The organism is Ruegeria sp. BHSA191, assembly GCF_059613325.1.
In genome coordinates, this window is the sequence record NZ_JBXWSH010000008.1 from 26,185 (window position 1) to 50,375 (window position 24,191).

Annotated in this window: 23 protein-coding genes and 1 tRNA gene; 19 read left to right on the forward strand and 5 right to left on the reverse strand. The window is 64.6% G+C overall.

Going from position 1 to position 24,191, the window contains the following annotated elements:
- Positions 1-5 precede the first annotated feature (5 nt).
- The 3 genes from AC2FNS_RS10070 to AC2FNS_RS10080 are packed head-to-tail and all read left to right on the forward strand — an operon-like array spanning position 6 to position 4,542.
- Positions 6-2,195, forward strand: coding sequence for a dehydrogenase E1 component subunit alpha/beta (locus AC2FNS_RS10070; RefSeq protein WP_496711535.1), 2,190 nt, complete (start codon positions 6-8; stop codon positions 2,193-2,195).
- The gene (locus tag AC2FNS_RS10075; RefSeq protein WP_496711534.1) at positions 2,192-3,226 is read left to right on the forward strand and encodes an ACP S-malonyltransferase; all 1,035 of its coding nucleotides are present in this window, start codon (positions 2,192-2,194) and stop codon (positions 3,224-3,226) included. The genes AC2FNS_RS10070 and AC2FNS_RS10075 overlap by 4 nt, the downstream gene beginning before the upstream one ends.
- 41 nt (positions 3,227-3,267) lie before the next feature.
- Positions 3,268-4,542 carry an NAD(P)/FAD-dependent oxidoreductase gene (locus AC2FNS_RS10080; protein WP_496711533.1) on the forward strand — a complete coding sequence of 425 codons (1,275 nt, stop codon included), beginning with the start codon at positions 3,268-3,270 and terminating at the stop codon, positions 4,540-4,542.
- A 4-nt stretch (positions 4,543-4,546) separates the two neighbouring features.
- Here the strand turns inward: AC2FNS_RS10080 and AC2FNS_RS10085 are convergent, their stop codons facing one another.
- Positions 4,547-5,251, reverse strand: a complete 705-nt coding sequence (locus tag AC2FNS_RS10085; protein ID WP_496803831.1) for an SDR family oxidoreductase — start codon at positions 5,249-5,251, stop codon at positions 4,547-4,549.
- Positions 5,252-5,355: 104 nt separating this feature from the next.
- Here AC2FNS_RS10085 and AC2FNS_RS10090 point away from each other — a divergent pair, with 104 nt between their 5' ends.
- Positions 5,356-6,207, forward strand: a complete 852-nt coding sequence (locus tag AC2FNS_RS10090; RefSeq protein WP_496711531.1) for a LysR substrate-binding domain-containing protein — start codon at positions 5,356-5,358, stop codon at positions 6,205-6,207.
- On the opposite strand, the gene AC2FNS_RS10095 is transcribed toward AC2FNS_RS10090, so the two are convergent.
- Positions 6,198-7,100 carry a LysR family transcriptional regulator gene (locus AC2FNS_RS10095; protein WP_496711530.1) on the reverse strand — a complete coding sequence of 301 codons (903 nt, stop codon included), beginning with the start codon at positions 7,098-7,100 and terminating at the stop codon, positions 6,198-6,200. The genes AC2FNS_RS10090 and AC2FNS_RS10095 overlap by 10 nt on opposite strands.
- Positions 7,101-7,175: 75 nt before the next feature.
- Between AC2FNS_RS10095 and AC2FNS_RS10100 the strand changes: the two genes are divergently transcribed.
- The 5 genes from AC2FNS_RS10100 to AC2FNS_RS10120 all read left to right on the forward strand — a co-directional run bounded on the left by AC2FNS_RS10100 (position 7,176) and on the right by AC2FNS_RS10120 (position 14,350).
- A complete protein-coding gene (locus AC2FNS_RS10100) occupies positions 7,176-10,388 on the forward strand; it encodes a reductive dehalogenase (RefSeq protein ID WP_496797634.1) in 3,213 nt (1,070 codons plus the stop codon).
- Positions 10,389-10,514: 126 nt separating this feature from the next.
- A complete protein-coding gene (locus tag AC2FNS_RS10105; RefSeq protein ID WP_496711528.1) occupies positions 10,515-11,381 on the forward strand; it encodes an FAD binding domain-containing protein in 867 nt (288 codons plus the stop codon).
- Positions 11,378-11,857: a (2Fe-2S)-binding protein gene (locus tag AC2FNS_RS10110; protein ID WP_170435415.1), complete on the forward strand. Its 480-nt coding sequence runs from the start codon at positions 11,378-11,380 to the stop codon at positions 11,855-11,857. Before AC2FNS_RS10105 ends, AC2FNS_RS10110 begins: the two co-directional genes overlap by 4 nt.
- Positions 11,857-14,112, forward strand: a complete 2,256-nt coding sequence (locus tag AC2FNS_RS10115) for a xanthine dehydrogenase family protein molybdopterin-binding subunit (protein ID WP_496711527.1) — start codon at positions 11,857-11,859, stop codon at positions 14,110-14,112. Before AC2FNS_RS10110 ends, AC2FNS_RS10115 begins: the two co-directional genes overlap by 1 nt.
- A complete protein-coding gene (locus AC2FNS_RS10120) occupies positions 14,105-14,350 on the forward strand; it encodes a MoaD/ThiS family protein (protein ID WP_496679068.1) in 246 nt (81 codons plus the stop codon). The genes AC2FNS_RS10115 and AC2FNS_RS10120 overlap by 8 nt, the downstream gene beginning before the upstream one ends.
- A 292-nt stretch (positions 14,351-14,642) precedes the next feature.
- Here AC2FNS_RS10120 and AC2FNS_RS10125 read toward each other — a convergent pair whose 3' ends face one another.
- Both AC2FNS_RS10125 and AC2FNS_RS10130 read right to left on the reverse strand, forming a co-directional pair.
- On the reverse strand, positions 14,643-15,788 hold the full coding sequence (locus AC2FNS_RS10125; protein WP_496711526.1) for a hypothetical protein: 1,146 nt from the start codon (positions 15,786-15,788) through the stop codon (positions 14,643-14,645).
- A gap of 92 nt (positions 15,789-15,880) precedes the next feature.
- Positions 15,881-15,955 (reverse strand) — tRNA-Thr (locus AC2FNS_RS10130).
- Between the two features lie 83 nt (positions 15,956-16,038).
- On the opposite strand from AC2FNS_RS10130, the gene AC2FNS_RS10135 reads away from it, so the two are divergent.
- The 10 genes from AC2FNS_RS10135 to AC2FNS_RS10180 all read left to right on the forward strand — a co-directional run bounded on the left by AC2FNS_RS10135 (position 16,039) and on the right by AC2FNS_RS10180 (position 22,768).
- Positions 16,039-16,194 carry a hypothetical protein gene (locus AC2FNS_RS10135; protein ID WP_496711525.1) on the forward strand — a complete coding sequence of 52 codons (156 nt, stop codon included), beginning with the start codon at positions 16,039-16,041 and terminating at the stop codon, positions 16,192-16,194.
- Between the two features lie 5 nt (positions 16,195-16,199).
- Complete coding sequence (murA, locus tag AC2FNS_RS10140; protein ID WP_496679064.1) at positions 16,200-17,465, forward strand: UDP-N-acetylglucosamine 1-carboxyvinyltransferase; 1,266 nt, start codon at positions 16,200-16,202, stop codon at positions 17,463-17,465.
- Positions 17,465-17,941, forward strand: coding sequence for a DUF2948 family protein (locus AC2FNS_RS10145; RefSeq protein ID WP_496679062.1), 477 nt, complete (start codon positions 17,465-17,467; stop codon positions 17,939-17,941). The genes murA and AC2FNS_RS10145 overlap by 1 nt, the downstream gene beginning before the upstream one ends.
- Positions 17,942-18,484: a GNAT family N-acetyltransferase gene (locus AC2FNS_RS10150; protein ID WP_496711524.1), complete on the forward strand. Its 543-nt coding sequence runs from the start codon at positions 17,942-17,944 to the stop codon at positions 18,482-18,484.
- Positions 18,485-18,534: 50 nt separating this feature from the next.
- On the forward strand, positions 18,535-19,836 hold the full coding sequence (gene hisD / locus AC2FNS_RS10155) for a histidinol dehydrogenase (protein ID WP_496711523.1): 1,302 nt from the start codon (positions 18,535-18,537) through the stop codon (positions 19,834-19,836).
- Between the two features lie 128 nt (positions 19,837-19,964).
- On the forward strand, positions 19,965-20,762 hold the full coding sequence (locus tag AC2FNS_RS10160) for a hypothetical protein (RefSeq protein ID WP_496686783.1): 798 nt from the start codon (positions 19,965-19,967) through the stop codon (positions 20,760-20,762).
- 83 nt (positions 20,763-20,845) lie between these two features.
- Positions 20,846-21,325: a UPF0262 family protein gene (locus AC2FNS_RS10165; RefSeq protein ID WP_496679056.1), complete on the forward strand. Its 480-nt coding sequence runs from the start codon at positions 20,846-20,848 to the stop codon at positions 21,323-21,325.
- 3 nt (positions 21,326-21,328) lie between these two features.
- On the forward strand, positions 21,329-21,787 hold the full coding sequence (locus AC2FNS_RS10170; protein ID WP_496686785.1) for an arsenate-mycothiol transferase ArsC: 459 nt from the start codon (positions 21,329-21,331) through the stop codon (positions 21,785-21,787).
- Positions 21,784-22,182, forward strand: coding sequence for a ketosteroid isomerase-related protein (locus AC2FNS_RS10175; RefSeq protein ID WP_496686786.1), 399 nt, complete (start codon positions 21,784-21,786; stop codon positions 22,180-22,182). Before AC2FNS_RS10170 ends, AC2FNS_RS10175 begins: the two co-directional genes overlap by 4 nt.
- A complete protein-coding gene (locus tag AC2FNS_RS10180; protein WP_496727624.1) occupies positions 22,175-22,768 on the forward strand; it encodes a GNAT family N-acetyltransferase in 594 nt (197 codons plus the stop codon). The genes AC2FNS_RS10175 and AC2FNS_RS10180 overlap by 8 nt, the downstream gene beginning before the upstream one ends.
- Before the next feature lie 125 nt (positions 22,769-22,893).
- On the opposite strand, the gene AC2FNS_RS10185 is transcribed toward AC2FNS_RS10180, so the two are convergent.
- A complete protein-coding gene (locus AC2FNS_RS10185; protein ID WP_496712914.1) occupies positions 22,894-23,865 on the reverse strand; it encodes an adenylate/guanylate cyclase domain-containing protein in 972 nt (323 codons plus the stop codon).
- Positions 23,866-24,191: the final 326 nt, after the last annotated feature.

The window sequence follows — 24,191 nt, forward strand, 5'->3', positions numbered from 1 at the left end:
ATCAGATGGATCGCGCCCAGATCGTTCACGAAAACTTCATGACCCGCGTCGCCACTCGCGACCTGCCCGCGGGTGCGCCGCCGCGCCCGGGTCTCAGCGCGCCCGAGGCTGTGTCGCTGTTCCGCGCGCAAGTGCTCAGCCGCGCGCTGGACCGCACCAGCCGGGCGATGCAGAAGGCGGGGCAGGGGTTCTACACCATCGGATCCTCCGGGCACGAGGGCATGGCCGCCGTGGCCCATGCCCTGCGCCCGACCGATATCGCCTTTCTGCACTATCGCGACGCCGCCTTTCAGATCGCCCGGGCCGAGCAGGTGCCCGGCCAGCAGATCGCCTGGGACATGCTGTTGAGTTTCGCGTGTTCCAGAGAGGACCCGACCTCGGGCGGGCGGCACAAAGTGCTGGGCTCCAAGGCGCTGATGATCCCGCCGCAGACCTCGACCATCGCCAGCCACCTGCCCAAGGCGGTGGGCGCGGCCTATAGCTTGGGCGCGGCGCGGCGTCACGACCCCGAACACCGGCAACTGCCCGAGGACGGCATCGCCATGTGTTCCTTCGGGGATGCGTCCTCGAACCATTCCACTGCACAGGGGGCGATCAACACCGCCGGTTGGACCAGTGTCCAGTCGATCCCGCTGCCGCTGCTCTTTGTCTGCGAGGACAACGGCATCGGCATCTCGGTCAAGACGCCCAAGGGCTGGATTCAGGCCTCGATGGAGCATCGACCGGGCATTAAGTATTTTCAGGCCAACGGGCTGGACATCTATGAAACCTTCGCGGTGGCGCAGCAGGCGGCCGACTATGTCCGCACCCGGCGCAAACCGGCCTTCCTGCACCTGAAAACCGTGCGGCTTTACGGCCATGCGGGGGCGGATGTGCCCACCACCTATCTCAGCCGTGCCGAGGTCGAGGCCGACGAGGCCAACGATCCGCTGCTGCATTCGGTGCGCCTGTTGGATCAGGCCGGGGCGCTGTCGCCCGAACAGGCGCTGAAGATCTATGAGCAGACCTGCGCCCGCACCGATCGCATCGCGGCCGAGGCCGCCACCCGCCCGCATCTGGCTACCGCCGCCGAGGTCGCGGCCAGCCTGATCCCACCCAAGCGCCTCTGCAAGCCCACCAACGGCCCCAGCGCCGAGGCCCGCGCCGCCGCCTTCGGCAGCGACCTGCGCGCGATGGACGACCCGCAGCCGATGGCGCGCCTGATCAACTGGGCGCTGACCGACCTGATGCTGGAACATGGCGAGATCGTCTGCATGGGCGAGGACGTGGGCCGCAAGGGCGGCGTCTATGGCGTGACGCAGAAGCTGCAGCAGCGCTTTGGCCCCGACCGGGTGATCGACACGCTGCTGGATGAACAGTCCATCCTCGGCCTCGCCATCGGCATGGCCCACAACGGTTTCGTCCCGATCCCCGAGATCCAGTTCTTGGCCTATCTGCACAATGCCGAGGACCAGATCCGGGGCGAGGCTGCCACGCTGCCCTTCTTCTCGAACGGGCAGTTCACCAACCCGATGGTCGTGCGGATCGCCGGGCTGGGATACCAGAAGGGCTTTGGCGGGCATTTCCACAACGACAACTCGCTGGCGGTTCTGCGCGACATTCCGGGCGTCATCATCGCCTGCCCCTCGACCGGGGCCGATGCGGCGCGGATGCTGCGCGAATGCGTGCGGCTTGCGCGTGAGGAGCAGCGCGTGGTGGTGTTCCTGGAACCCATCGCGCTCTACCCGATGCGCGACCTGCACGAGGGGCAGGACGGCGCGTGGATGACCCGCTATCCCGCGCCAGGTGAACGCATCGCGCTGGGCGAGGTCGGCGTGCATGGCGACGGCACCGATCTGGCCATCGTGACCTACGGCAACGGCCATTATCTGTCGAAACAGGCGCTGCCCGAGCTGCAGGGTGCCGGGCTGAACACCCGCATCATCGACATGCGCTGGCTGGCGCCACTGCCGGAACAGGCGCTGCTTGAGGCGACCAAAGGCTGCAAGCACGTCCTGATTGTCGATGAATGCCGCCGCACCGGCAGCCAGTCCGAGGCGCTGATGACGCTGTTTGTTGAACAGACCGACCTGCCCACCGCCCGCGTGGCGGCCGAGGATTGCTTCATCGCCACCGGCCCCGCCTATGCCGCGCCGCTGCCCTCGCGCGAAGGGATCGTGGCCGCCGCCCTGACCCTGACCGGAGCCCAGAAATGACCCGTACCGCCGTCGTGATCTGCCCCGGCCGGGGCACCTACAACAAGCCCGAGCTGGGCTATCTGCACCGCCGCCACGCGGGCCGGATGGAGCTGTTCCGCGAATTCGACGCGATCCGCGCCGAAACGGGCCAAGAGGCGGTGACCGCACTGGACGGCGCGTCGCGCTTCTCGGTCAGCAAATATTCGCGCGGCGACGTGGCCTCGCCCCTGATCTACGCCGCATCGCTGGCCGACGCGCAGGCGCTGGCCGAGGATATCGAGGTGGTAGCCGTCACAGGCAACTCGATGGGCTGGTATATCGCGCTGGCCGCCGCTGGCGCGCTGTCGCCCGAAAACGGGTTCCGGGTGGTCAACACCATGGGAACGCTGATGCAGACCCACCTGATCGGCGGGCAACTGGTCTATCCCTTCACCGGCGACGACTGGCGTGACGACCCCGCCCGGAAGGCCGAGCTTTTCGCCGGGGTGGCGCGCATCAATGCCTTGCCGGAGCATGACCTTGCCCTGTCGATCGACTTGGGCGGGATGCTAGTGCTGGCCGGCAACGAGGCCGGACTCAAGGCCTTCGAGGCCGCGCAGCCCGTGGTGCAGGAGCGGTTCCCGATGCGGCTGGCCAATCACGCGGCCTTTCACACGCGCCTGCAGGCCCCGGTGGCGCAGGAGGGTCGCCGCCAACTGCCCGCCACGCTGTTCGCCCAACCCGATTTGCCAATGATCGACGGGCGCGGCAAGATCTGGTGGCCCGGGGCCACCGACGTGGGCGAACTGTGGGATTACACGCTGGGCCATCAGGTGACCGAGCCCTACGACTTCACCCGTGCGGTGCAGACCGCCGCCCGTGAATTCGCGCCTGATCTGTTCATCGTCACCGGCCCCGGCGCCACGCTGGGCGGCGCGGTGGCGCAGTCGCTGGTGCTGGCCAACTGGCGCGGTATGTCCGACAAGCAGAGCTTTCAGGCCCTGCAGGCGCAGGACCCGTTCCTGATCGCGCTGGGGCGCGAGGATCAAAGACCCCTTGCCATCGGCTGAGCCCTCGGGAAATCTGCGTGCGCATTCAAGGACATCCCGCCATGACCACCGACCCGGAAACCAGCCTGTGGACCAAAACCAGCCGCGAGCGGGTGGACGCCCCGCCCCTGACCGGGTCTGCCACGGTGGACCTCGCCGTGATCGGCGGCGGCTATACGGGCTGCTCGGCGGCGCTGCAGGCGGCGCAGGCGGGGGCGTCGGTCTGCCTGCTCGAGGCACACCGGATCGGCTATGGCGGGTCGGGCCGCAATGTCGGGCTTGCCAATGCCGGGTTGTGGCTGCCCCCGGCCGAAATCCGCGCCCATCTGGGCCGCGAGGCCGGCGACCGTCTGATCGCCCTGCTGGCGCAGGCCCCTGCCGAGGTGTTCCGTCTGATCCGGGACCACACCATCGACTGCGAGCTGGTGCAGGCCGGAACCCTTCACTTGGCCCACTCGCCCAAAGGCCTGCGCGACCTGCAGACCCGTCACCAACAGCTGTCGGCCGATGGCGCGCCGGTCGAGCTGCTGTCGGCGCAGGAAACCGCCCGCCGCACCGGCAGCACCGCCTTTCACGGCGCCATTTTCGACCCGCGCGCCGGGACGATTCAGCCGCTGGCCTATGTGCAGGGCCTCGCCCGCGCGGCGCGGCAGGCCGGGGCCGCGATCCACGCCAACAGCCCGGTGCAGGCCCTGCGCCACGATGGTGATACTTGGCATCTGGACACCCCGCAAGGCACGGTGCGCGCCAAGGTGCTGATCCAGGCCACCAACGCCTATCACGCGGGGCTGCCTGACACCCGACAGGCCTATGTGCCGGTCTACTACTTCCAATACGCCACCGACCCGCTGCCCGAGGATATCCGCGCCACTCTGCTGCCGGGGGGCGAGGGCTGTTGGGATACCGGGCTGATCATGACCTCGTTCCGCATGGATCAGGCCGGGCGGCTGGTGATCGGGGCGATGGGCGATCTGGGCCATGCGGGCAGCTTTGCTCATCGCGGTTGGATCACGCGGAAAATGGCGCAGATATACCCCGCGCTGGCCGACCAACCGCTGAAAGACGGCTGGCACGGGCGTATCGCCATGACCTCGGACCATATCCCGAAGCTGGTGCAGATCGGGCCGAACGCGCTGTCGGCGCATGGCTATTCCGGGCGCGGCATCGGGCCGGGCACGGTGTTCGGCCGCATGATGGCCGACAGCCTGCTGTCGGGCGACCCCGCCCGCCTGCCGCTGCCGCCGGTGCTTGCGCACAGCGAAAGCTGGACAGGCCTACGCCGCGCCTTTTTTGAAACCGGCGCGACGCTGACGCATCTGGTCAAGGCGCGGTTCTGACCGATCAGACCGAGCGGGTGATCCCGCCATCCACCCGGATGTTCTGCCCGGTGATATAGCCGCCGCCTTCGGAGGCCAGGAACGCGATGACCGAGGCGATCTCGTCATAGCTGCGCCCATAGCGGCCCATGGGGATCTTGGCCTTGAACTCCTCCTTTTCCGGCAGGCTGTCGATGAAGCCGGGCAGGACGTTGTTCATGCGGATGTTCTCGGCAGCGTACCTGTCGGCGAAAAGCTTGGTGAACGCCGCCAACCCGGCCCGGAACACGCCCGAGGTCGGAAAGACCGGGTCGGGCTCGAATGCCGCGAAGGTCGAGATGTTGATGATCGACCCACCGCCCTGCGCCTGCATGATCGGGGTCACCAGCCGGGTGGGGCGTACGGCGTTCAGGAAATAGACCTCCATGCCGCGGTGCCAGTCCTCGTCGCTTAGCTCCAGCACTGGCGCGCGGGGACCGTGCCCGGCCGAGTTCACCAGCACGTCGATCCGCCCCCAATGCGCCATCGACGCATCCACCAGTTTCTGCAGGTCGTCATTCGACTGGTTCGAGCCGGTCACGCCCACGCCGCCTAGCTGAGCCGCCAACGCCTCGCCCTTGCCGGACGAGGACAGGATGCCCACCTTGAACCCGTCCGCCGCCAGCCGCCGCGCCGCATCCGCGCCCATTCCGGTCCCGCCGGCGGTGATCAGAGCCACTTTGTCCGTCATCTTCGTACTCCGTTTCCATCTGTCGCCAAGATGAAGCGTGGCCAACTGTTTGACCAATCAGTTCTTCTGCCCTATGGCTGTAGAAAATCTACTGTGTGGGCGTCATGGCTGCCCTTCCCCCGCTGAACGCGCTGCGCGCCTTCGAGGCGTCGGCCCGCCACCTGAACTTCAGGCTGGCGGCGCAGGAACTGGGTGTCACCCAAGGGGCAGTGGCACAGCAGGTCCGGGGCCTCGAGGCGCGGCTGGGCACTCCGTTGTTCGACCGCCTGCCGCGCGGCCTGCGCCTGACCGAGGCCGGACGGCGGTTCCACGCGCCCCTGCGCCGCGCTTTCCGTCTGATCGAAGAGGCGGTCGATGATCTGTCCGGCCAGCGCCAGATCACCCTGTCGGTCACGCCCAGCTTTGCCTCGAAATGGCTGGTGCCGCGGCTGGGTGATTTCACCGCGCGGCATCCGGATGTCTTAGTGCAGGTCGATGCGCGCGAGCGGCTGGCTGATTTTCAGACGGACGGGGTGGATATCGCGGTCCGGCAGGGCCGCGCACCGTTTGGTGATGGCCTGGTGGCCGAGCCGCTGTTCCCTACCGAATTCGTCGTGGTCGGCAGCCCCGACCTGGCCGCGCAGGTGACATCGGCGCAAGACCTGCTGGCGCATGTACTGCTGAGCGATTCTCATGGCCTTTGGCCGCTGTTCCTGGATCGCGCCGGTGTGCAGGGGCGCCCGAGGATGATGAATTTCAGTCAGAGCAGTCTGGCCATTGACGCCGCCGTGGCCGGGCAGGGCTTTGCGCTGGCCAATGCGCTACTGGTCGCCGCCGAGCTGACGACGGGGCGGTTGGTGCAACCGCTGGCGCAGGTGTTGCCGGACGGTCTGGGGTTCCATATCGTCACCCCGCGCAAGCCTCGGCAGCCGGATCTTGTGGCGCTGATGCGCGACTGGCTGCGGGCTCAGGCCTGAAGCGTGGCGGCAATCGCCGCGATCCGCCCCCGCAGCCAGCGATGGGCGGGATCGTTGGCGAACCGCTGATGCCAGACCATGTAGATCGACACCGGCTGACAATCGAAGGGCAGGGGCGCACAGTCCAGTGCCGCCAAAGGCCCTTGTTTCATCAGCGCTGTGTCGGTCGAGATCAGATCGGTGCCCTTCACGAAGGCCGAGATCGCGTTGAAATGCGGTAGAGTCACGGTGGGCGGGCGGATCTGGCTCTGGTCCACGCCGCGCATCACAGCCCGCGCGTTGCGCCCATCGAGAAACCGCACCTCGACATGGTCCGAGGCGCAATAATCGGCCCAGTCGGCGGGCGGGTCGCGCCGTTCGGCGTCGTAGAACACCATCAAAGGGCTGCTCACCAGCAGTTTCTGAAAGATGTCGGGACCGTCCGGCGGCAGTGGGGTCAGCATCAGCTGGCACCGGTCGCTGCGCAGCAGTTCCGGGTCAGGCACACCCGAGGGCATGAACCCCAGCCGCAGCCGCACCCCATCAACCCGCGCCCCGCGCAGCAACTGCGGAAAGATCAGCTCGCGCGGCATGTCGTTGGTGGCGATCTGGACGGTGATCTCTTCGGACAGAGGGTCAAAGGGCCGCTCGTCGGTCAGGGCGCGCATCCCGTCCAGCACCTGCTGTACCGGGTCTTTCAGCGCCAGAGCCCGCTCGGTCGCGCGCAGCCCTTGGCCGGACCGCACGAACAGCGGATCGCCAAGCACCTGCCGCAGCTTGGCCAACGTGTGGCTGATGGCCGATTGCGTGACGCCCAGCCGGTCAGCGGCCTTCGAGACCGAGTTTTCCTCGAGGATCGTCAGGAAGGTGCGCAGGACCTTGCCGTCTAGGTCCATGAAATCGATTTTCTTCATACCGTTTATTATCTGTCATGAGTGGTATTGCTGTCCATGCCGCGCTAGGGGAAGCTTGGCAACAGGAGGCACGCGATGGGGATCCGCTTTTTCTCGGACAAAAACCGACCCGTTCACATGGGTCCTTATCCGCTCGAGCGGCTGCGGCGACAGGATACGCTGCCCGATCTGTCGGCGCTGGCCCCGATGTCGGTGCTGAGTTTTGACCGCCCCGAGCAGCCCCACAGCATCGTCAACGCGATGGGCGAGTTTCAGGCGATGCTGGACACCATCCGAGATGGCTTCGTCAATCCGGCCCGAGCCGAGATGCCCCATGACCCGGTCGAGCGCGCCAACCACCTGAAGGCATTCGGTTATTTCAACGATGCCTCGATGATGGGCTGCGGGCCTCTGCCGCCGCAGGCGCTGCTGGATCGGCCCCGGCGCAATCCCGATATCGACCGGCTGGCCCATGCGCTGCAGACCCGGCAGACGAAGACCCTGGCCTCGGGGATCGACGTGATCATGGCCGACCTGCGCGACAGCGTGGCAGCCCAGCCCGGGCCAATCACCGCCCATCGCCATGCGATCGTGTTCCTGTACGAACATCACCGCGACCCGGACCCGGCCGAGCCCGGTGCCGAATGGATCTTGGATGCGCAGGACCACCGCGCCTGCCTGCTGGCCACCGAAAACGCGGTGGTGATCGCCAATTACATCCGTCTGTTGGGGTATGACGCGCGGGCGCATTCGGTGATGTCCTCGGACGTGGACCTGCCGCGCCTTGCCGCCGCAGCCGGGTTGGTCTGGGCCGAGGGTGGCACCGCCGTGGCCCCTTGGCTGGGGCATCGGTTTGGCTTGGCCGCTGTGACCACCGAGATGGAAATCGCCCATGATCGCCCGCTGGCCCCGCGCGACCGGCAGCCGTGGTTCAGAACCCAAGGCCCCGCGTGGTGGCTGGGCGCGGGCTTCGCCAAAAACGCGCTGAACCGCGACCCTTTCGCCCGCCGCCGCTATGCCGATGGCGCGCACCCGTTCGAGACGCTCAAACGCGTGGACAGCCCGACCACCTATATCGACGAGGCAAACGTGGCCCGCGTGCCCAAACGCGCCGATATGTTCGCGCGGGCGCAGTTCGGCGATATGGGCACACCGCTGCAGGATACGGCCAAAGGCGGGCATTACGTCCGAAAATCCGCGCCCAGCTTTGCGCAAAGGCGTGCGCTGGGGGCGTTCGTCCTGCTGCAGGACGGCGACAGCGCCGATGGCCCCAAACCCAATGACGCAGATCGCAACGCCGCCAACCTGAAGGCGGCCAGCTATTTCCTTGGCGTCGATGCCGTGGGCCTAGGCCGTTGCCCCGAATGGGCGTGGTATTCCCACGACGCCACCGGCGAGGAAATCGTGCCGCCCCACGATCAGGCCGTCAGCATGATCATCGACCAGGGTTATGAGACGATGGAGGGCGCCTCGGGCGATGACTGGATCAGCGTCGCCCAGTCGATGCGCGCCTATCTGCGGTTCTCGCTGCTGGGTGGGGTGATCGCCCAGCAGATCCGCAACCTGGGCTACAAGGCCAAGGCGCATACGGTGATGGATGGCGAGGTGCTGCAGCCGCCGCTGTTGCTGCTGTCGGGGCTGGGTGAAGTCAGCCGCATCGGCGAGGTGATCCTGAACCCCTACCTCGGCCCGCGCCTCAAGTCGGGCGTCGTGACGACCGACATGCCGATGGCGCATGACAAGCCCATCGACTTCGGCCTGCAGCGATTCTGCGAGAGCTGCAACAAATGCGCTCGCGAATGCCCCTCGGGGGCGATCACCGCTGGGCCCAAGCTGATGTTCAACGGCTACGAGATCTGGAAATCCGACAGCCAGAAATGCGCCACCTACCGGATCACCACGCCCGGCGGCGCGATGTGCGGGCGCTGCATGAAGACCTGCCCGTGGAACCTCGAAGGCATCTTTGCCGAACGCCCCTTCCGCTGGGCCGCGATGAACATCCCCGCTGCAGCGCCCGCGCTGGCATGGCTGGATGACGCGCTGGGCAATGGCGGGCTGAACGACACCAAGAAGTGGTGGTGGGATCTGGAGCTTCAGTCCGACGGGGCTTATCGCCCCACGAAACACCCGCTGAACCGACGCGATCTGCAAAAGGATCTGGACCTGAAATACGAGGACCAGACGCTGGCCGTCTATCCCGCCCCGCTTGCGCCGCATCCCTGGCCCTATCCCTTTGCGATGGATCGCGAGGCCGGGATCGCCGCCTATCAGGCCATGGTCACGGTCGAGGAATACAAGGCCCGTCTGGCCGCCGGGGATACGTCGGTGGTGCATCGCTACACGATTGCCGGCGACGCCCCGGTCATGCGGGTCGAGGTGACCAAGGTCGAGAAGATGACGCCGTATGTCAGCAAATACGAGTTCTCGGCCCCGGATGGCGCGCCTCTGCCGGAATGGACGGCGGGCGCGCATCTGGACGTGCTGGTGGCCCCCGAGTTCCTGCGCCAGTATTCTATGTCGGGCGACCCCGCGGACCGGTCGAAATACCAGATCGGCGTGCTGCGCGAGAATGAAGGCCGCGGCGGATCGGCCCTGCTGCACCGGATCTTCACGCCGGGCCGCAAGGTGTTCGTGTCAAAACCGATCAACCATTTCGAACTGGACGAAACCGCCACCCGCACCCTGCTGATGGGCGGCGGCATCGGGATTACCCCAATGATCGCCTTCGCCCATCGCCTGCACGCGCTGGGGCGCGATTTCGATCTGCACTATTCCGTCCCCTCACGGGAAAAGGCCGGGTATCTGGCCGATCTGGCTGCCGCGCCCTGGGCGGACCACGTGCATCTGCATGTCTCGGACGAAGGCACCCGCGCCGATCTGGACTCGATCCTGGCGGGCTATCGCGACGGCTGGCATGTCTATACCTGCGGCCCCGACCGGTACATGGAGGCGGTGATGCAGGCTGCCGAACGTCAGGGCTGGCCCGAGGTGGCCCGGCATCTGGAGTATTTCTCGGTGCCCGAGCAGCCCGACTATGAAAACCACCCGTTCACCCTGCGGTTGGCACGGTCAGGGCGTGACCTTGAGGTGCCCGCCGACAAGGACGCGGCGCAGGTGCTGAACGAGGCCGGCATCCATGTCGACGTGAAATGCGCCGACGGCATCTGCGGCGTGTGCAAATGCGGGCTGATCGGGGGCGAGGTCGAGCATCGCGATTTCGTCCTGTCGAACAAGCAGCGGGAATCGGCGCTGATTCTGTGCCAGAGCCGCGCGGCCGAGCCGGGCGGGGTGGTCGAGATCGACCTCTGACCCCGGTCGGAAAGCGACATTTGCAGGCAAAAAAATAGGTCGCGCGGGCCATGGACGCCGCCGCGCGGCTGCTCTAACGTCGCCCCAAACCCAGTGAACCCTGACCAACAGGCGCGAGGTACAATCATGCAATATCACCGCCCTGCCAGCTTTGCCGAAGCTTCGGATCTGGCTGCCCATGCAACGGGCATCACGCGATTTCTGGCCGGCGGCACCGACGTCTTGGTGCAACTGCGGTCCGAGATCGTGACCCCCGACACCCTGATCGACATCAAGACCATCGACGGGGTGCGCGACATCACCCGCCACGCCGACGGAAGTTGGACGCTGGGCGTGGCCGTCACGGGTGCCGAGATGAACGAACACCCCCAACTGGGCCGAGAGTGGCCTGGTGTGGTCGAGGCGATGGACCTGATCGGCTCGACCCAGATTCAGGGCCGTGCCACGCCGGTTGGCAACCTGTGCAATGGCTCGCCCGCCGCCGATTCCGTTCCGGCCATGGTTGCTGGGGGGGCGAGCGTGACGGTGACCGGCCCCGCGGGCGATCGGGTCGTGGCGGTCGAGGACATCCCGACCGGCCCCGGCAAGACCTCGCTGGCGCAGGGCGAACTGATCTCGGCCCTGCACATCCCGGCGCGGGGCGAGAACGGCGGTGACGCCTATCTGCGCTTCATACCGCGCACCGAGATGGACATCGCCGTGGTCGGAGTGGGCGTGAACCTGCGCATCGATGGCGACACCATCACCGAGGCCCGTGTTGCGCTGGGCGCCGTGGCGCCTACCGTCCTGCTTGTCGAAGACTGCGCCCGGGCGCTGATCGGCACCACGCTGGATGATGCCGCGTTGGCGGCGCTGGCCGCCGCCGCCTCGGCCGCCTGCAAACCCATCGACGACAAACGCGGCACGATCGAATTCCGCACCGAAGTGGCCGGCGTTCTGGCAAAACGCGCCGCGAAAATCGCCTATGCCCGCGCCAAGGGAGAGACCGCATGACCAAGCATCACGTCACCACCACCGTCAACGGCGACACGGTCGAATACCTGTGCGACGCGCGCGAAACCCTACTGGACTGTCTGCGCGACAAGTTGAACCTGACCGGCGCCAAGGAAGGCTGCGGCACCGGCGATTGCGGGGCCTGCTCGGTCACGCTGGACGGGCGGCTGGTCTGTTCCTGCCTGGTGCTGGGGGTCGAGGCCGAAGGCAAGCAAATCGAAACCATCGAAGGCATGGCCGAGGGCGAAACCCTGCACCCGCTGCAGCGCAAGTTCATCGAACATGCCGCGCTGCAATGCGGGGTCTGCACGCCGGGCGTTCTGGTCGCCGCCAAGGCGCTGCTGGAAAAGAACCCCGACCCGACCGAGGAAGAGGCCCGCTATTGGCTGGCCGGCAACCTGTGCCGCTGCACGGGTTATGACAAGATCATCCGCGCCGTTCTGGACACGGCCGCCGAGCTGCGGGAGGCTTCGTAATGGCACTCGACGATCGCAAGTCGCACTTCACCTTCGTGGGCACCCGCCCGAACCGCCCCGACGGGCTGGACAAGGTCACGGGCCGCGCCCGGTTCGGGGCCGACGTGACCGCGCCGGGCATGCTGTTCGGCGCCATCCTGCGCTCGCCCCACGCCCATGCGCGGATCGTCCGGATCGACACCTCGAAGGCCGAGGCGCAGCGGGACGTGAAGGCCGTGGTCACCCGCGCCGATTTCGCCGATGTCCCGTTCAAGCCGGGGCTTGAGGGCGAATTCTGGAACGTTCTGGAAAACGTCATGGCCGGGGAAAAGGCGCTCTATGACGGGCATGCCGTGGCGGCGGTTGCGGCCAGTTCGGCGCTGGCGGCGCGGGATGCGCTCAAGCTGATCGAGGTCGAATACGAGGTGCTGCCCCATGTCACCGACGTGGACAAGGCTATGGCGCCCGACGCACCGGTGATCCGCGAGGGCGCGGCCGATTATTCGGTGCCCGAGGGCATGCATCCCAACGTCGTGCGCTATCACGAAAGCGGTCACGGCGATGTCGAGGCCGGCTTTGCCGAGGCCGATCTGGTGATCGAGGATCACTTCGTCACCGAGGCCACCCACCAGGGCTATATCGAACCGCACGCCTGCCTTGCCTCGCTGGGCGCTGACGGCAAGGGCGAGCTGTGGTGCTGTACGCAGGGCCACTGGATCGTGCAGAAGACCTGTGCCGCGCTGCTGGGGATCGAAACCGCGCAGCTGCGCGTGACCGCATCGGAAATCGGCGGCGGGTTCGGCGGCAAGACCACCGTATTCATCGAACCGGTGGCGCTGGCGCTGTCGCGCAAGGCCAACCGTCCGGTCAAGATCGTGATGTCCCGGTCAGAGGTTCTGCGGGCCACGGGGCCGACTGCCTCGGCCTCGATGGACGTCAAGATCGGCATGAAAAAGGATGGCACCATTACTGCCGCCCAGGGCGTGTTCCGCCTGCAAGGCGGTGCCTTTCCGGGCGCGCCAGGCGACATGACCGCGATGTGCGCCTTTGCCCCCTACAACCTGACCAACGTGCGCCAGGTGGGGTATGACGTGATGTCCAACCGCCCGAAACAGGCCGCCTATCGCGCGCCCGGCGCGCCGATGGGGGCGTTTGCGGTAGAATCGGTCATCGACGAGCTGTGCAAGAAACTGGGTCTCGACCCGGTCGATGTGCGCCTGAAGAACGCCGCGCGAGAGGGCACCAAGGCCAGCTATGGCCCCACCTATGACCGGATCGGCCTGGTCGAGACGCTCGAAGCCGCCAAAGCTCACCCGCATTATTCCGCGCCGTTGAAGCCGGGGCAGGGGCGGGGCATCGCCTGCGGGTTCTGGTTCAACCACGGGGGCGAGACCTCGGTGTCGCTGGCCCTGTCCGAGGACGGCTCGGCGCAGCTGATGGTCGGTACGCCCGATATCGGCGGCTCGCGCGCGTCGATGGCGCTGATGGCGGCCGAGGTGCTGGGTATTCCGTACGATAATATCCGCGTGACCATCGCCGACACCGCCACGCTGGGTTACAACGACGTCAGCCACGGCTCGCGCGTGACCTATGCCAGCGGTCTGGCCACGATCAAGGCGGCGCAGCACGCGGTCGAGAAACTGTGCGAACGCGCGGCGGCCAAATGGGGCATCCCCGTGGACGCGGTGAAATGGGAAAACGGCTGCGCGGTGCCATCCGGCCCCAACGCGGGCGACTTCGACCCGCTGCCGCTGGCCGAGATCACCGCTGACATGGGGCGCACCGGCGGCCCGATCTCGGGCCATTTCGAGGCGACCCCCGAAGGCGCAGGCGTGTCGTTCGGCACCCATATCGTCGATGCCGAGGTCGATCCCGAAACCGGCAAGACCTCGATCACCCGCTACACGGTCATCCAGGACGCGGGCAAGGCGATCCACCCCGCCTATGTCGAGGGCCAGTACCAGGGCGGCGCGGCGCAGGGCATCGGCTGGGCGCTGAACGAGGAATACATCTATGGCGAGGATGGCCGGCTGCAGAACCCGGTGTTCCTCGACTATCGTATTCCGGTGGCCAGCGACCTGCCGATGATCGACACGGTGATCGTCGAAGTGCCCAACCCCGGCCACCCGTTCGGCGTGCGCGGCGTGGGTGAAACCGGCATCGTGCCGCCGCTGGCGGCCATCGCGAATGCGGTTTCGAACGCGGCGGGCGTGCGGATGCGGCAACTGCCGATGTCGCCGCCGCGCATTCTGGCCGCGCTCAAGGACAATGGTTGAGGTCCATCTCTGGTCCGGCCTCCGGTCTCTGACCGGGGGTCAGGAGGTGGTCGAGGTTGAGGCCGAGACAACCGGCGAGCTGCTGCGCGAACTGGTGCGTCTCCATCCGCAATTGCAGGCGCCGATCGATGCGGGCGTGTCCATTGCCGTCAATGGCAGGATCATTGCAGCGGGTCTGTCCGAACCCATTCCCGACGGGGCCGAGGTCTATCTGATGCAGAGGTTGCGGGGCGGCTAGGCGGGGAAAGACACGGTCATTTCGGCGACAGGGCCTGATGATCGGTCCTTCCCCTGACCCTGCCGAAGTACCCCCTCGTTAAAAAAACACCATAAAACAGATCAGCAGGGGTGAGTTCCACCTGTATCCGAATATGGGCATATGTGGTGCCGAAAGGTGTCATAATTTTGTGATTTTGCCCGTTTGCATCCTGACGTCGCGTCAACATGACGCTTCGGTTCGTCATGGCCAGCGCGCTGCTTGAATCTGGAGGATGCAGAGGCAAACCGTGCGATTTTGGCGCGGAAATTGGTCAGTCTGCGGCCCGTTTTCCAAAGATCCGTGTAAACCAGCCTCTATTTTTCTGCGGAGGTGCAGCAATCGGTTCGGGGCTGGTTGCCGGCTGGTAGTCCTTGAAGATTTCAAAACCCTGCTGGGCAGTGTTCAAGGCGCTTTCCAGAAGCCTTTCTTCTTCGGGGTCGAATATACCTCGGGCGGCATTCTGGAATGCCTGGGCAAAAGGCTGGTCAATATTCAGATGGTCAGGTGCAGGTTTCTGTTTCGTGGTCGCCTGCAGCGAGACGTTGAACCGTGCCTCGATCAGGGGGCGTTCTTCGTCCCATTTTGCAAGCACATCGTCGAAAACCTTTTTCGGCAGGAAGGTTTTATTTGAATCGTCAAATTTTTCCCCAAGGCCTTTTACTTTGGGGTGTGTCGTTGGGTTGTGCCTGATACTAAAGACGCCCAGTTCTTTCCGGAAGCCCATCAACACCAACCCGGTCTTGTAGCCGAATGATCTAGTGTTTGCGTATTTTTCCGGCCCGTCTTCAAGGTACGGTATATCTAAAGCCTGACAGAAATCGCGCACGACGCCGATCCGGGCAGCTTGTTCGTAGGAGCGAACCAGCATCGTCCCGTGCTGTGCAAATTCAGCAAGAGAATCCTTATAGCCCTTGTGAACATATCGTCTGGCAATTCTCGGCAGAGCCTTCAGGAATTGGGGATACGCTTCGGCGCTTCCGGCAATGCCTTGCAATGTTCTGGAGTTGATAAGGTCAATAGGATGCCGGAGATAGGCCAGAAAAATAACTTCGATGTTTTTGGGCAGGCCGGAAAATACTTCGGTACGAAGGCCTTGCACAGAATTGAAGAGGGTCTCATCCGAGGTCAGAAAAGAGTGCAAGTGTTCGGACTCGGCAAACTCGCGAAGTTCCTGTGCCCAATCGATCGATGTGGCCGGGACGTCCCGCCTGGGCGTTTTGAAAAAATACTCTGACCCGTCAATTTGGGGGACGCCAATCGGGTTTCCATCTGCACCTTTCGGGCGCCTGGACAGATCGAACGGAAAGGCGATGCCTGCCTCCCGCAGCTGCGGAGCATGTCTGACAAGGTACCTTTGAATGGATGTCGTGCCCGTTTTGGGCAGCCCCACATGAAAAACAAGACGTTTCGGAGTCATGGAAATACCTCTGCTGCGGGTTGGGTACAGCACCACACCGAGCCGCGCAAGCTACGCCGCAACACGTCTAAATCCTGCAATTTCAAGAGAGATGGTGCTGCTGGAGAGAATTGAACTCTCGACCTCTCCCTTACCAAGGGAGTGCTCTACCTCTGAGCTACAGCAGCGCTGTGGGCGGGTGATTAGACTCAAACGAAACGGGGCGCAAGGGTCTCTGGACGGTTTTTTTCACCTCCTGTAGAGAAAGATCATGTCAGACAAAAATTCACCCAAAAAACACGGCAAATCCGGCGATACGCGCGAGGATCGGCTCAAGGCTGCTCTCAAGGCGAATCTCGCGCGGCGCAAGGCGCAGGCCAAGGCGCGGGCGGGCTCGGACGGCAAGGCCGGTCAGGACAAGGGCTAGAGCAGATGGATTCGATTCTTGTAACGGGCAACGGGCCGCTTCATGGCCGAATCCCGATCGCGGGGGCAAAGAATGCCTGCCTCACACTGATGCCGGCCACGCTGCTGAGCGAAGAACCGCTCACGCTGACCAACGCGCCGCGTCTGAGCGACATCAAGACCATGACCGCGCTGCTGCAGTCGCTGGGGGCCGAGGTGTCGGCCCTGCAGGACGGGCAGGTTCTGGCGATGTCCAGCCACGACCTGACCAGCCACACCGCCGATTACGAGATCGTGCGCAAGATGCGTGCCTCGAACCTCGTTCTGGGGCCGCTCTTGGCGCGATTCGGTCAGGCAGTGGTTTCGCTGCCGGGCGGCTGCGCCATCGGGGCGCGGCCGATGGACCTGCATGTCGAAGGGCTGGAAGCCCTAGGCGCTGAGATTGAGCTGAAGGACGGCTACTTGCACGCCAAGGCGCCGAACGGGCTGAAGGGCGCGGTGCATGAAATGCGCTTTGCGTCGGTGGGGGCCACCGAAAACATCGTGATGGCCGCGACGCTGGCCAAGGGCACGACGGTTCTGAAAAACGCCGCGCGCGAACCCGAGATCGTCGATCTGGTGCAATGCCTGCGCAAGATGGGCGCGCAGATTCAGGGCGAGGGGACCTCGACCATCGAGATTCAGGGCGTCGACCGGCTGCATGGCGCGACGCACCAGGTGGTGACTGACCGGATCGAACTGGGCACCTACATGCTGGCCCCCGCCATCTGCGGCGGCGAAGTCGAGCTGCTGGGTGGCCGCCTGTCGCTGGTCGAATCCTTCGTGGAAAAGCTGACTGCCGCCGGGGTCGATGTCGAGGAAACCGAACAGGGCCTGAAGGTCTCGCGCAGGAATGGCCGGGTGCGTGCGGTCGACGTGGTGACCGAGCCGTTCCCCGGCTTTCCCACCGATCTGCAGGCGCAGATGATGGCGCTGATGTGCACGGCCGATGGGGTTTCGGTGCTGGAGGAGCGGATTTTCGAGAACCGCTTCATGCACGCCCCGGAACTGGTGCGGATGGGCGCGCAGATCGAGGTGCATGGCGGCACTGCGACGGTGACCGGGGTCGAGCGCCTGAAGGGCGCGCCGGTGATGGCCACCGATCTGCGGGCCTCGGTCTCGCTGATCCTGGCCGGTCTGGCGGCCGAGGGCGAAACACTTGTCAGCCGGGTCTATCATCTTGACCGCGGATATGAGCATGTGGTCCGCAAGCTGGAAGGCGTGGGCGCCAAAATCGAACGGATCAAGGGCTGATGGCAGACGCAACATTTGAAGATGGGCGCGAGGCGCCGCTGAACCTGGGCGCGTTGGACGCCGACGACCTGCGGGTGATCGCGGCGCTGGGGCAGGATGCCGTCTTTCCGGCCAGCGAGATGACCTGGCAACCGGCCCGCCGCCGCTTCGCCCTGCTGCTCAACCGGTTCCGGTGGGAAGACAAGGAGGCCGCCGAGCGCCGCGACCGCCCCTACGAGCGGGTGCAGTCGGTGCTGGTGTTCGATTCGGTCCTGGCGGTGGCCAGCCAGGGCATCAACCGGTCCGACAAAGACCTGATCCTGTCGCTGCTGGATATCGAGTTCCACCCGGCCGAGGACGGTGCTGGCGAGGTGCTGCTGACGCTGGCCGGCGATGGCGCGATTCGTCTGACGGTCGAGGCGCTCGAGGCCACGCTCAGGGACGTCACGCGCCCGTACCGCGCGCCCTCGGGGCATGCGCCCAAGCACCCGGTCTAGGTGAGGAACAAGCGCGGGATATCCCAGACCTTCTCGGGTGCGCCGAAAGGCACTGAAATTCGCCGTGCCACCGTGTTCGACGTGTTCGAGATGAACCGGGTTCTGACCCGCTCGATCGAGAGGCTCTGCACCAAGGATCACGGCAACGCCCCGGACGTGATTGCCCGCTGGACGGCGAACAAGACCCCGCAGGCGCTGCGGGACGACCTGCCGAACTCGGATGGCGAGGTCTGGCTGTTGCTGGGGGATGGCAGGCTGGCCTCGGTCGGGGCGCTGGGCGAGGTTGAGCCGGGGCGGGGCACCGGGCGGATCACCCTCAACTATGTTGACCCGGATTTCCTGGGGCAGGGCGCAAGCTCTGCCATGCTCTCGCATCGCGAATCGCGCCTCTCGGCCCTCGGCGTGACCGAGGCGCGTGTCACCAGCACCGCCACCGCGCGCCGGTTCTACTTGTCGCGCGGGTGGGTGGACGCAGGACCGCCGCGCGCTGGATCGTCGGATACCCGATGCGCAAATCGCTGCACCCCTGATCTAAGCCCTTGAGGTGCGGGCCGCCCCCGGATATTCCCCGCAGGACTGCCGGAGACACCATCATGCCCGTTTTCCTTGATACCACTGCGCCCGACTTCGAAACCGCCTTCGCCGACCTGCTCTCGGCCAAGCGCGAGGACAGCCCGGACGTGGACGCGGTCGTCGCGCAGATCATAGCGGACGTTCGGTCGCGCGGTGATGCCGCCGTGATCGAGCTGACCGCGAAATTCGACCGGCTGGAGCTGACGCCGGACACGCTGGCCTTCACGGCCGGGGAAATCGATGCCGCGATCGAAGGCGTCTCGGCCGAGGACCGCGCGGCGCTGGAACTGGCCGCCGGGCGCATCCGGGCCTATCACGAACGCCAGATGCCGCAGGATCTGGAATGGACCGACGAGGCGGGTGCGACCCTGGGCTGGCGCTGGTCGGCGGTGTCCGCCGCGGGGCTTTACGTGCCGGGCGGGCTGGCCTCTTACCCGTCCTCGGTGTTGATGAACGCGATCCCGGCCAAGGTTGCGGGGGTCGAACGTCTGGCCATCGTGGTGCCCACGCCGGACGGACAGGTCAATCCGCTGGTCCTGCTGGCCGCGCGCCTGTCGGGCGTTGACGAGATCTACCGCATCGGCGGCGCGCAAGCGATTGCGGCGCTGGCCTATGGCACCAAAACCATCGCGCCGGTGGACAAGATCACCGGGCCGGGCAACGCTTTTGTCGCGGCGGCCAAGCGGCGGGTGTTCGGCAAGGTCGGCATCGACATGATCGCGGGCCCCTCCGAGATCTTGGTGATCGCAGACAAGGACAACGATCCCGACTGGATCGCGCTGGACCTGCTCAGCCAGGCCGAGCATGACGAAAGCGCCCAGTCCATCCTGATCACCGACGACGCCGCTTTCGGCCGCGCGGTGGCCGAGGCGGTGGACAAGCGGCTGGAAACGCTCGAGCGCCGCGCGATCGCCGGGGCCAGCTGGCGCGACTATGGCGCCATCATCACCGTGCGCGATCTGGACGAGGCCGCGGCCCTGTCGAACCGCATCGCGCCGGAACACCTGGAACTGTGCGTGGCTGATCCGGTGGCGCTCAGCCAAAAGACGATCCACGCCGGCGCCATTTTCCTGGGCCAGTACACGCCCGAGGCCATCGGCGATTATGTCGGCGGCCCGAACCATGTTCTGCCCACCGCGCGTTCGGCGCGGTTCTCGTCGGGCCTTTCGGTTATGGATTTCCTCAAGCGCACCACGCTCAGCCGCATGACGCCCGAGGCTCTGCGTGCCATTGGCCCGGCGGCCGAGCAGCTTGCGCAGTCGGAAAGCCTTGAGGCGCACGGGCTATCGGTGGGGGCGCGGCTCAAGCGGCTGAACGGGTGATCTAGGGACAATTGCGGTGGGGTCACATCCGGCCCGGGACTGCCGCGGCCGGCGCAAAACCACTTGCGGTGGTCGTCCGACCCGTGCGTTTTAACCGGTGATGTCTTAGGACAAACCCGGAGCCGAAATTGGAACGTGTCGCAACCCTCTGGATCGGAGAGCGCTTCAGCTTTCTGGAGCATCTGTGCCTGAAGTCCTTTGCCGATCTCGGCCAGACTCCGATCGTTTATCATTATGGCGAGTTGCAGGACATTCCGAGTTACGTCGAGGCCCGCGACGCACGGGAGATATTCGATACGCCCGAGATCTATCGCGATCCGATCACGCGGTCGGTCGCCGTGCACGCGGACCTGTTCCGCCTGAAACTGCTGCAGCAGACCGACCAGATATGGGTCGATGCCGACGCCTATGCGGTCAAACCTTTCCAGACCGATCAGGGCTATTTGTTTCCAGCGGCCAACCGCAGGCGGCAACGCATCATGAATGGCGTTCTTGCCCTGCCGATCGACAGCCCGGCCCTGGCCGAAATGTGCGCCTTTGCCTTTGACGGCGATCTGGTGCCGCCCTGGTGGCCCGAGGAACAGCAGCGCGCCTATCTTCAGATCTTCGGGCGCTCGACCTACTGGAGCCTGCCGATCTTCAGCTTTGGCCCGCCGATGTTGTTTCACTACCTTTTTCCGACGCCGGAACATGCCAAGGCCGTCTCGCGGAAATCGCTGTATGCGATTCCGCTGCGCCACCGGGCACTGTGGAACGAGCCGGATCAGGACAAGCTTGAGTTCCTGGACTGGCAGAACCAAACTTCGATCCATTTCTACGGGTCCTGGTTCCGCAAGATATTCAAGGACCGCGACATCAATCCCGGCTCGCTGGTTGACACCTTGCTGCGCAAGCACGGCATCGACCCCAACGATCACCCCATCTAACCTTGCGTCCGGCCGGTTTCGCGCGTTGTCCCGCGGGCATAGGTGCGCTAGGTCTGGCCTGACCTGAACGGAAGTCGATGACCATGACCCGCATTTCGCATATCGAACTGGACGATCGAAACCTGCCGCCGCCCACACCGGAAATCGAGCAGGAGCGCAAGGTCGCCATCTATGATCTGCTCGAGGAAAACTCGTTCACGCTGCCCAAGCGCGACGACCGAGTGGTGCCCGATGGCCCCTATCACCTGCAGCTGTCGATCCGCGACAAGCGGCTGGTGTTCGACGTCAGCACCGAAGATAGCCAGAAAGCCGCCGAGTTCCACCTGTCGCTGGGCCCGTTTCGGCAGGTGGTCAAGGATTACTTCCAGATCTGCGAAAGCTACTTCGATGCGGTCAAGACCCTGCCGCCCAGCCAAATCGAAACCATCGACATGGCCCGGCGCGGCATCCACAACGAAGGCAGTCGGGTCCTGCAGGAACGGCTGGAGGGCAAGGCCGAGATCGACGCCGATACCGCCCGCCGCCTGTTCACGCTGATCTGCGTGCTGCACTTCGGAGGTTGACGGGTGAAGCCTCTGCCGCATTCGGTCCTGTTCTGCTGCGACCACAACGCGGTGCGCTCGCCCATGGCCGAAGGTATCATGAAGAAATTCTATGGCACGGGCACCTACGTGCAGTCGGCCGGTGTGCGCAACGACTTGGAAATCGACGGGTTCAGCATCGCCGTCTGCCAAGAGATCGACGTGGAACTGTCACGCCACCGGTCGCGGTCGTTCGACGAGATGCAGGAATGGGGCGACGATCTCAGCTCCTTCGATCTGATCGTGGCCCTGTCGCCAGCCAGCCAGCGCAAGGCGCTGGAACTGACGCGGGTTTTTCACCTGGATGTCGAATACTGGCCAATAATGGACCCTACCGGACTGGGCGAGACGCGCGAAGAAAAGCTACACCACTACCGTCAGACCCGCGATCAGATCATCAAGCACCTGAAGGATCGCTGGGGGGAACCTACGGAGATCGCATGACCCAGACTGTCCAAGCCTATTTCGATGCCTTCAACGCCGGGGATGTGGCCGGCATGCTGACCTGCCTGTCCGACGACGTGGCCCATCACGTGAACGAAGGCCAGATCCGCGTCGGCAAAGACAAATTCGCCGAATTCTGCGCGCATATGAACCGCTGCTATCGCGAGACCCTGACCGACATTGTGATCTTCGAGGCCGAGGGCGGCACCCGCGCCGCCGCCGAATACATCGTCAACGGCACCTATCTGGAAACCGATGCCGGCCTGCCTGCGGCCTCGGGTCAGACCTATCGCCTGCCCGCCGGGTCGTTCTTTGACCTCGAGGACGGCAAGATCACCCGCGTGACCACCTATTACAACCTCGCTGACTGGGTGAAGCAGGTGTCGGGTGGCTGAGGTCACTGCCGTCCGCGCCCTGACCGGCGAGGCGTTGTCGGCGGCGCTGGACGACGTGGCGCGGCTGCGCATCTCGGTGTTCCGCGACTGGCCCTATCTCTATGACGGCGATCTGGACTATGAGCGCAGATACCTGCAATCCTATCGTGACAGCGACCGGGCGATCGTCGTCGGCGCCTTTGACGGCGACCGGCTTGTGGGGGCCGCGACCGGCGCGCCGCTTGCCGACCATGCCGAGGATTTCGCAGCCGCTTTCGACGGCACCGGGCTGGAGTTGTCGAAGATCTTCTACTGCGCCGAATCCGTACTGCTACCCGAGTATAGGGGGCAGGGCGTCGGACATGCGTTCTTTGATATGCGCGAGGGTCACGCGCGGGGCTTGGGCTTCGCCAAGTCTGCCTTCTGCGGCGTGCAGCGTCCCGACGACCACCCGATGCGGCCCGCAACCTACCGCCCGCTGGACGATTTCTGGCGCGCGCGCGGGTACAGGCCGCTGCCCGGGGTGATCGCCCAGTTCTCGTGGAAGGATCTGGGCGAGGCATCGGAAACCCTAAAGCCTTTGCAGTTCTGGATCAGGGATTTGTGAGGCGGCTCTGCACAGGTTTTCAGGTGTTTCGCTCAAGCATGGATCTTGGAGTTCGGATGAACGACCGCTGTGCAGGCGTTTCGTTCATTCGGCGATGACCACATTCGGCCTGCGCAACGTCAAATTCACCGTTTCCATTCCAGCCTATGAAGCAAATGCCTTCCTTCAAAACCTTTGAAAAACACAGATACGGGCTCTGAAAACTTCATGTCCGGAGCGTTCTCAGCCATGGTGCATGTGGCGTTGGATACCAAGATCTGACCAGCAGAGGCCATGGTTGTTATCCTGGCAGCCTTGTTTACCACAGCACCAAAGAAGTCACCGCGATTCTGAACGACTTCTCCGGTGTGGATGCCGATGCGCAAACCAAGTTGCGGGTCCTGATTTTGGGAAACAACGGCCTTCTGCATGTCAACGGCAGCTTTCAAGGCTTGCTGTGCCGAAGGGAAGCTCGACAACGTGCCATCTCCAAGGGATTTCACGAACTGACCGCCCTGCGCCTCCACGATGTCTGCAATATCGCGAAAGTGGTCATTGATCAGGCTCGACCAGCGTGCATCGCCCAACGCAGCCGCCAATTCCGTGCTGGCTTCCAGATCGGTGAACAGGATCGAAGCCAATCCCTCAGATTGTTCCAGCTTCGGACCTTCGTCTCTCGCCGCATCGACCAGCCGCTGTATGGCTGTTTGTTCCGTGCCCATATGAACAGCGTTTGGTACTGGTGCAGAACCATGTCGCTGAACTATTTTCCACCGGGCCCCATCCAAAACAAACACGTATGTTTCGCGTTGAAGGCTGGGTTCGGGCAAACCTGAAAAGTGGACCCGATAAACGAAAGACGCCCAGCCGGTTTCGCCGTTCTCGAACGCCTCGGCCTCGATTTCTTCCACGGCAAGTATGTCAGGCACTTCGCTGAAAAAGTCGGCAACCCCTTCGCTTACAACCGAACCGTTCCAATATTCGTTCTCGGCCGTGCCAATGAAGCGCATTTCTTCGGCGGTAGAGAAAAAGCCCGGCAGAATTTCGGTGTTGCGGGTGAGGATGGCCTGATGCATCCGGCGCGAAATCGCAAGCAACTCTGGAGACGGCCGTATCATCTTGCTGTGTACGGCGGTCTGAGCAGATTTGTGGCTTCGCGTTCTGGCACAATCAACTCCGATGGGGTTACCCAGACTATGCTGATGGTCAGCGTTTCACCAATCAAGGTTTATTTGTTCCGGAGAATCGATGGTGTCGGCTTCGATCTCACATCAGCATTGGCGCTTTCTTCGTATCGATCAGGGCAATTCATCTATACACTTCTCGCCTGTAGCCCATAGCTTTGCCGGACCTGTTTCTGCGGTGGGGCCGGCAGGGTCCAGTCGAAATCTGCGATCGAGAACGCCCTCTAAGGGTTCGAGGAAGGGCCCCTAAATGACAAAAC

Excerpts from the sequence above, each read along its gene's own strand:
- AC2FNS_RS10070 (WP_496711535.1), top strand. The coding sequence starts at position 6 with ATGGATCGCGCCCAGATCGTTCACGAAAACTTCATGACCCGCGTCGCC.
- AC2FNS_RS10075 (WP_496711534.1), top strand. The coding sequence starts at position 2,192 with ATGACCCGTACCGCCGTCGTGATCTGCCCCGGCCGGGGCACCTACAAC.
- AC2FNS_RS10080 (WP_496711533.1), top strand. The coding sequence starts at position 3,268 with ATGACCACCGACCCGGAAACCAGCCTGTGGACCAAAACCAGCCGCGAG.
- AC2FNS_RS10085 (WP_496803831.1), bottom strand. The coding sequence starts at position 5,251 with ATGACGGACAAAGTGGCTCTGATCACCGCCGGCGGGACCGGAATGGGC.
- AC2FNS_RS10090 (WP_496711531.1), top strand. The coding sequence starts at position 5,356 with ATGGCTGCCCTTCCCCCGCTGAACGCGCTGCGCGCCTTCGAGGCGTCG.
- AC2FNS_RS10095 (WP_496711530.1), bottom strand. The coding sequence starts at position 7,100 with ATGAAGAAAATCGATTTCATGGACCTAGACGGCAAGGTCCTGCGCACC.
- AC2FNS_RS10100 (WP_496797634.1), top strand. The coding sequence starts at position 7,176 with ATGGGGATCCGCTTTTTCTCGGACAAAAACCGACCCGTTCACATGGGT.
- AC2FNS_RS10105 (WP_496711528.1), top strand. The coding sequence starts at position 10,515 with ATGCAATATCACCGCCCTGCCAGCTTTGCCGAAGCTTCGGATCTGGCT.
- AC2FNS_RS10110 (WP_170435415.1), top strand. The coding sequence starts at position 11,378 with ATGACCAAGCATCACGTCACCACCACCGTCAACGGCGACACGGTCGAA.
- AC2FNS_RS10115 (WP_496711527.1), top strand. The coding sequence starts at position 11,857 with ATGGCACTCGACGATCGCAAGTCGCACTTCACCTTCGTGGGCACCCGC.
- AC2FNS_RS10120 (WP_496679068.1), top strand. The coding sequence starts at position 14,105 with ATGGTTGAGGTCCATCTCTGGTCCGGCCTCCGGTCTCTGACCGGGGGT.
- AC2FNS_RS10125 (WP_496711526.1), bottom strand. The coding sequence starts at position 15,788 with ATGACTCCGAAACGTCTTGTTTTTCATGTGGGGCTGCCCAAAACGGGC.
- AC2FNS_RS10135 (WP_496711525.1), top strand. The coding sequence starts at position 16,039 with ATGTCAGACAAAAATTCACCCAAAAAACACGGCAAATCCGGCGATACG.
- murA (WP_496679064.1), top strand. The coding sequence starts at position 16,200 with ATGGATTCGATTCTTGTAACGGGCAACGGGCCGCTTCATGGCCGAATC.
- AC2FNS_RS10145 (WP_496679062.1), top strand. The coding sequence starts at position 17,465 with ATGGCAGACGCAACATTTGAAGATGGGCGCGAGGCGCCGCTGAACCTG.
- hisD (WP_496711523.1), top strand. The coding sequence starts at position 18,535 with ATGCCCGTTTTCCTTGATACCACTGCGCCCGACTTCGAAACCGCCTTC.
- AC2FNS_RS10165 (WP_496679056.1), top strand. The coding sequence starts at position 20,846 with ATGACCCGCATTTCGCATATCGAACTGGACGATCGAAACCTGCCGCCG.
- AC2FNS_RS10175 (WP_496686786.1), top strand. The coding sequence starts at position 21,784 with ATGACCCAGACTGTCCAAGCCTATTTCGATGCCTTCAACGCCGGGGAT.
- AC2FNS_RS10185 (WP_496712914.1), bottom strand. The coding sequence starts at position 23,865 with ATGATACGGCCGTCTCCAGAGTTGCTTGCGATTTCGCGCCGGATGCAT.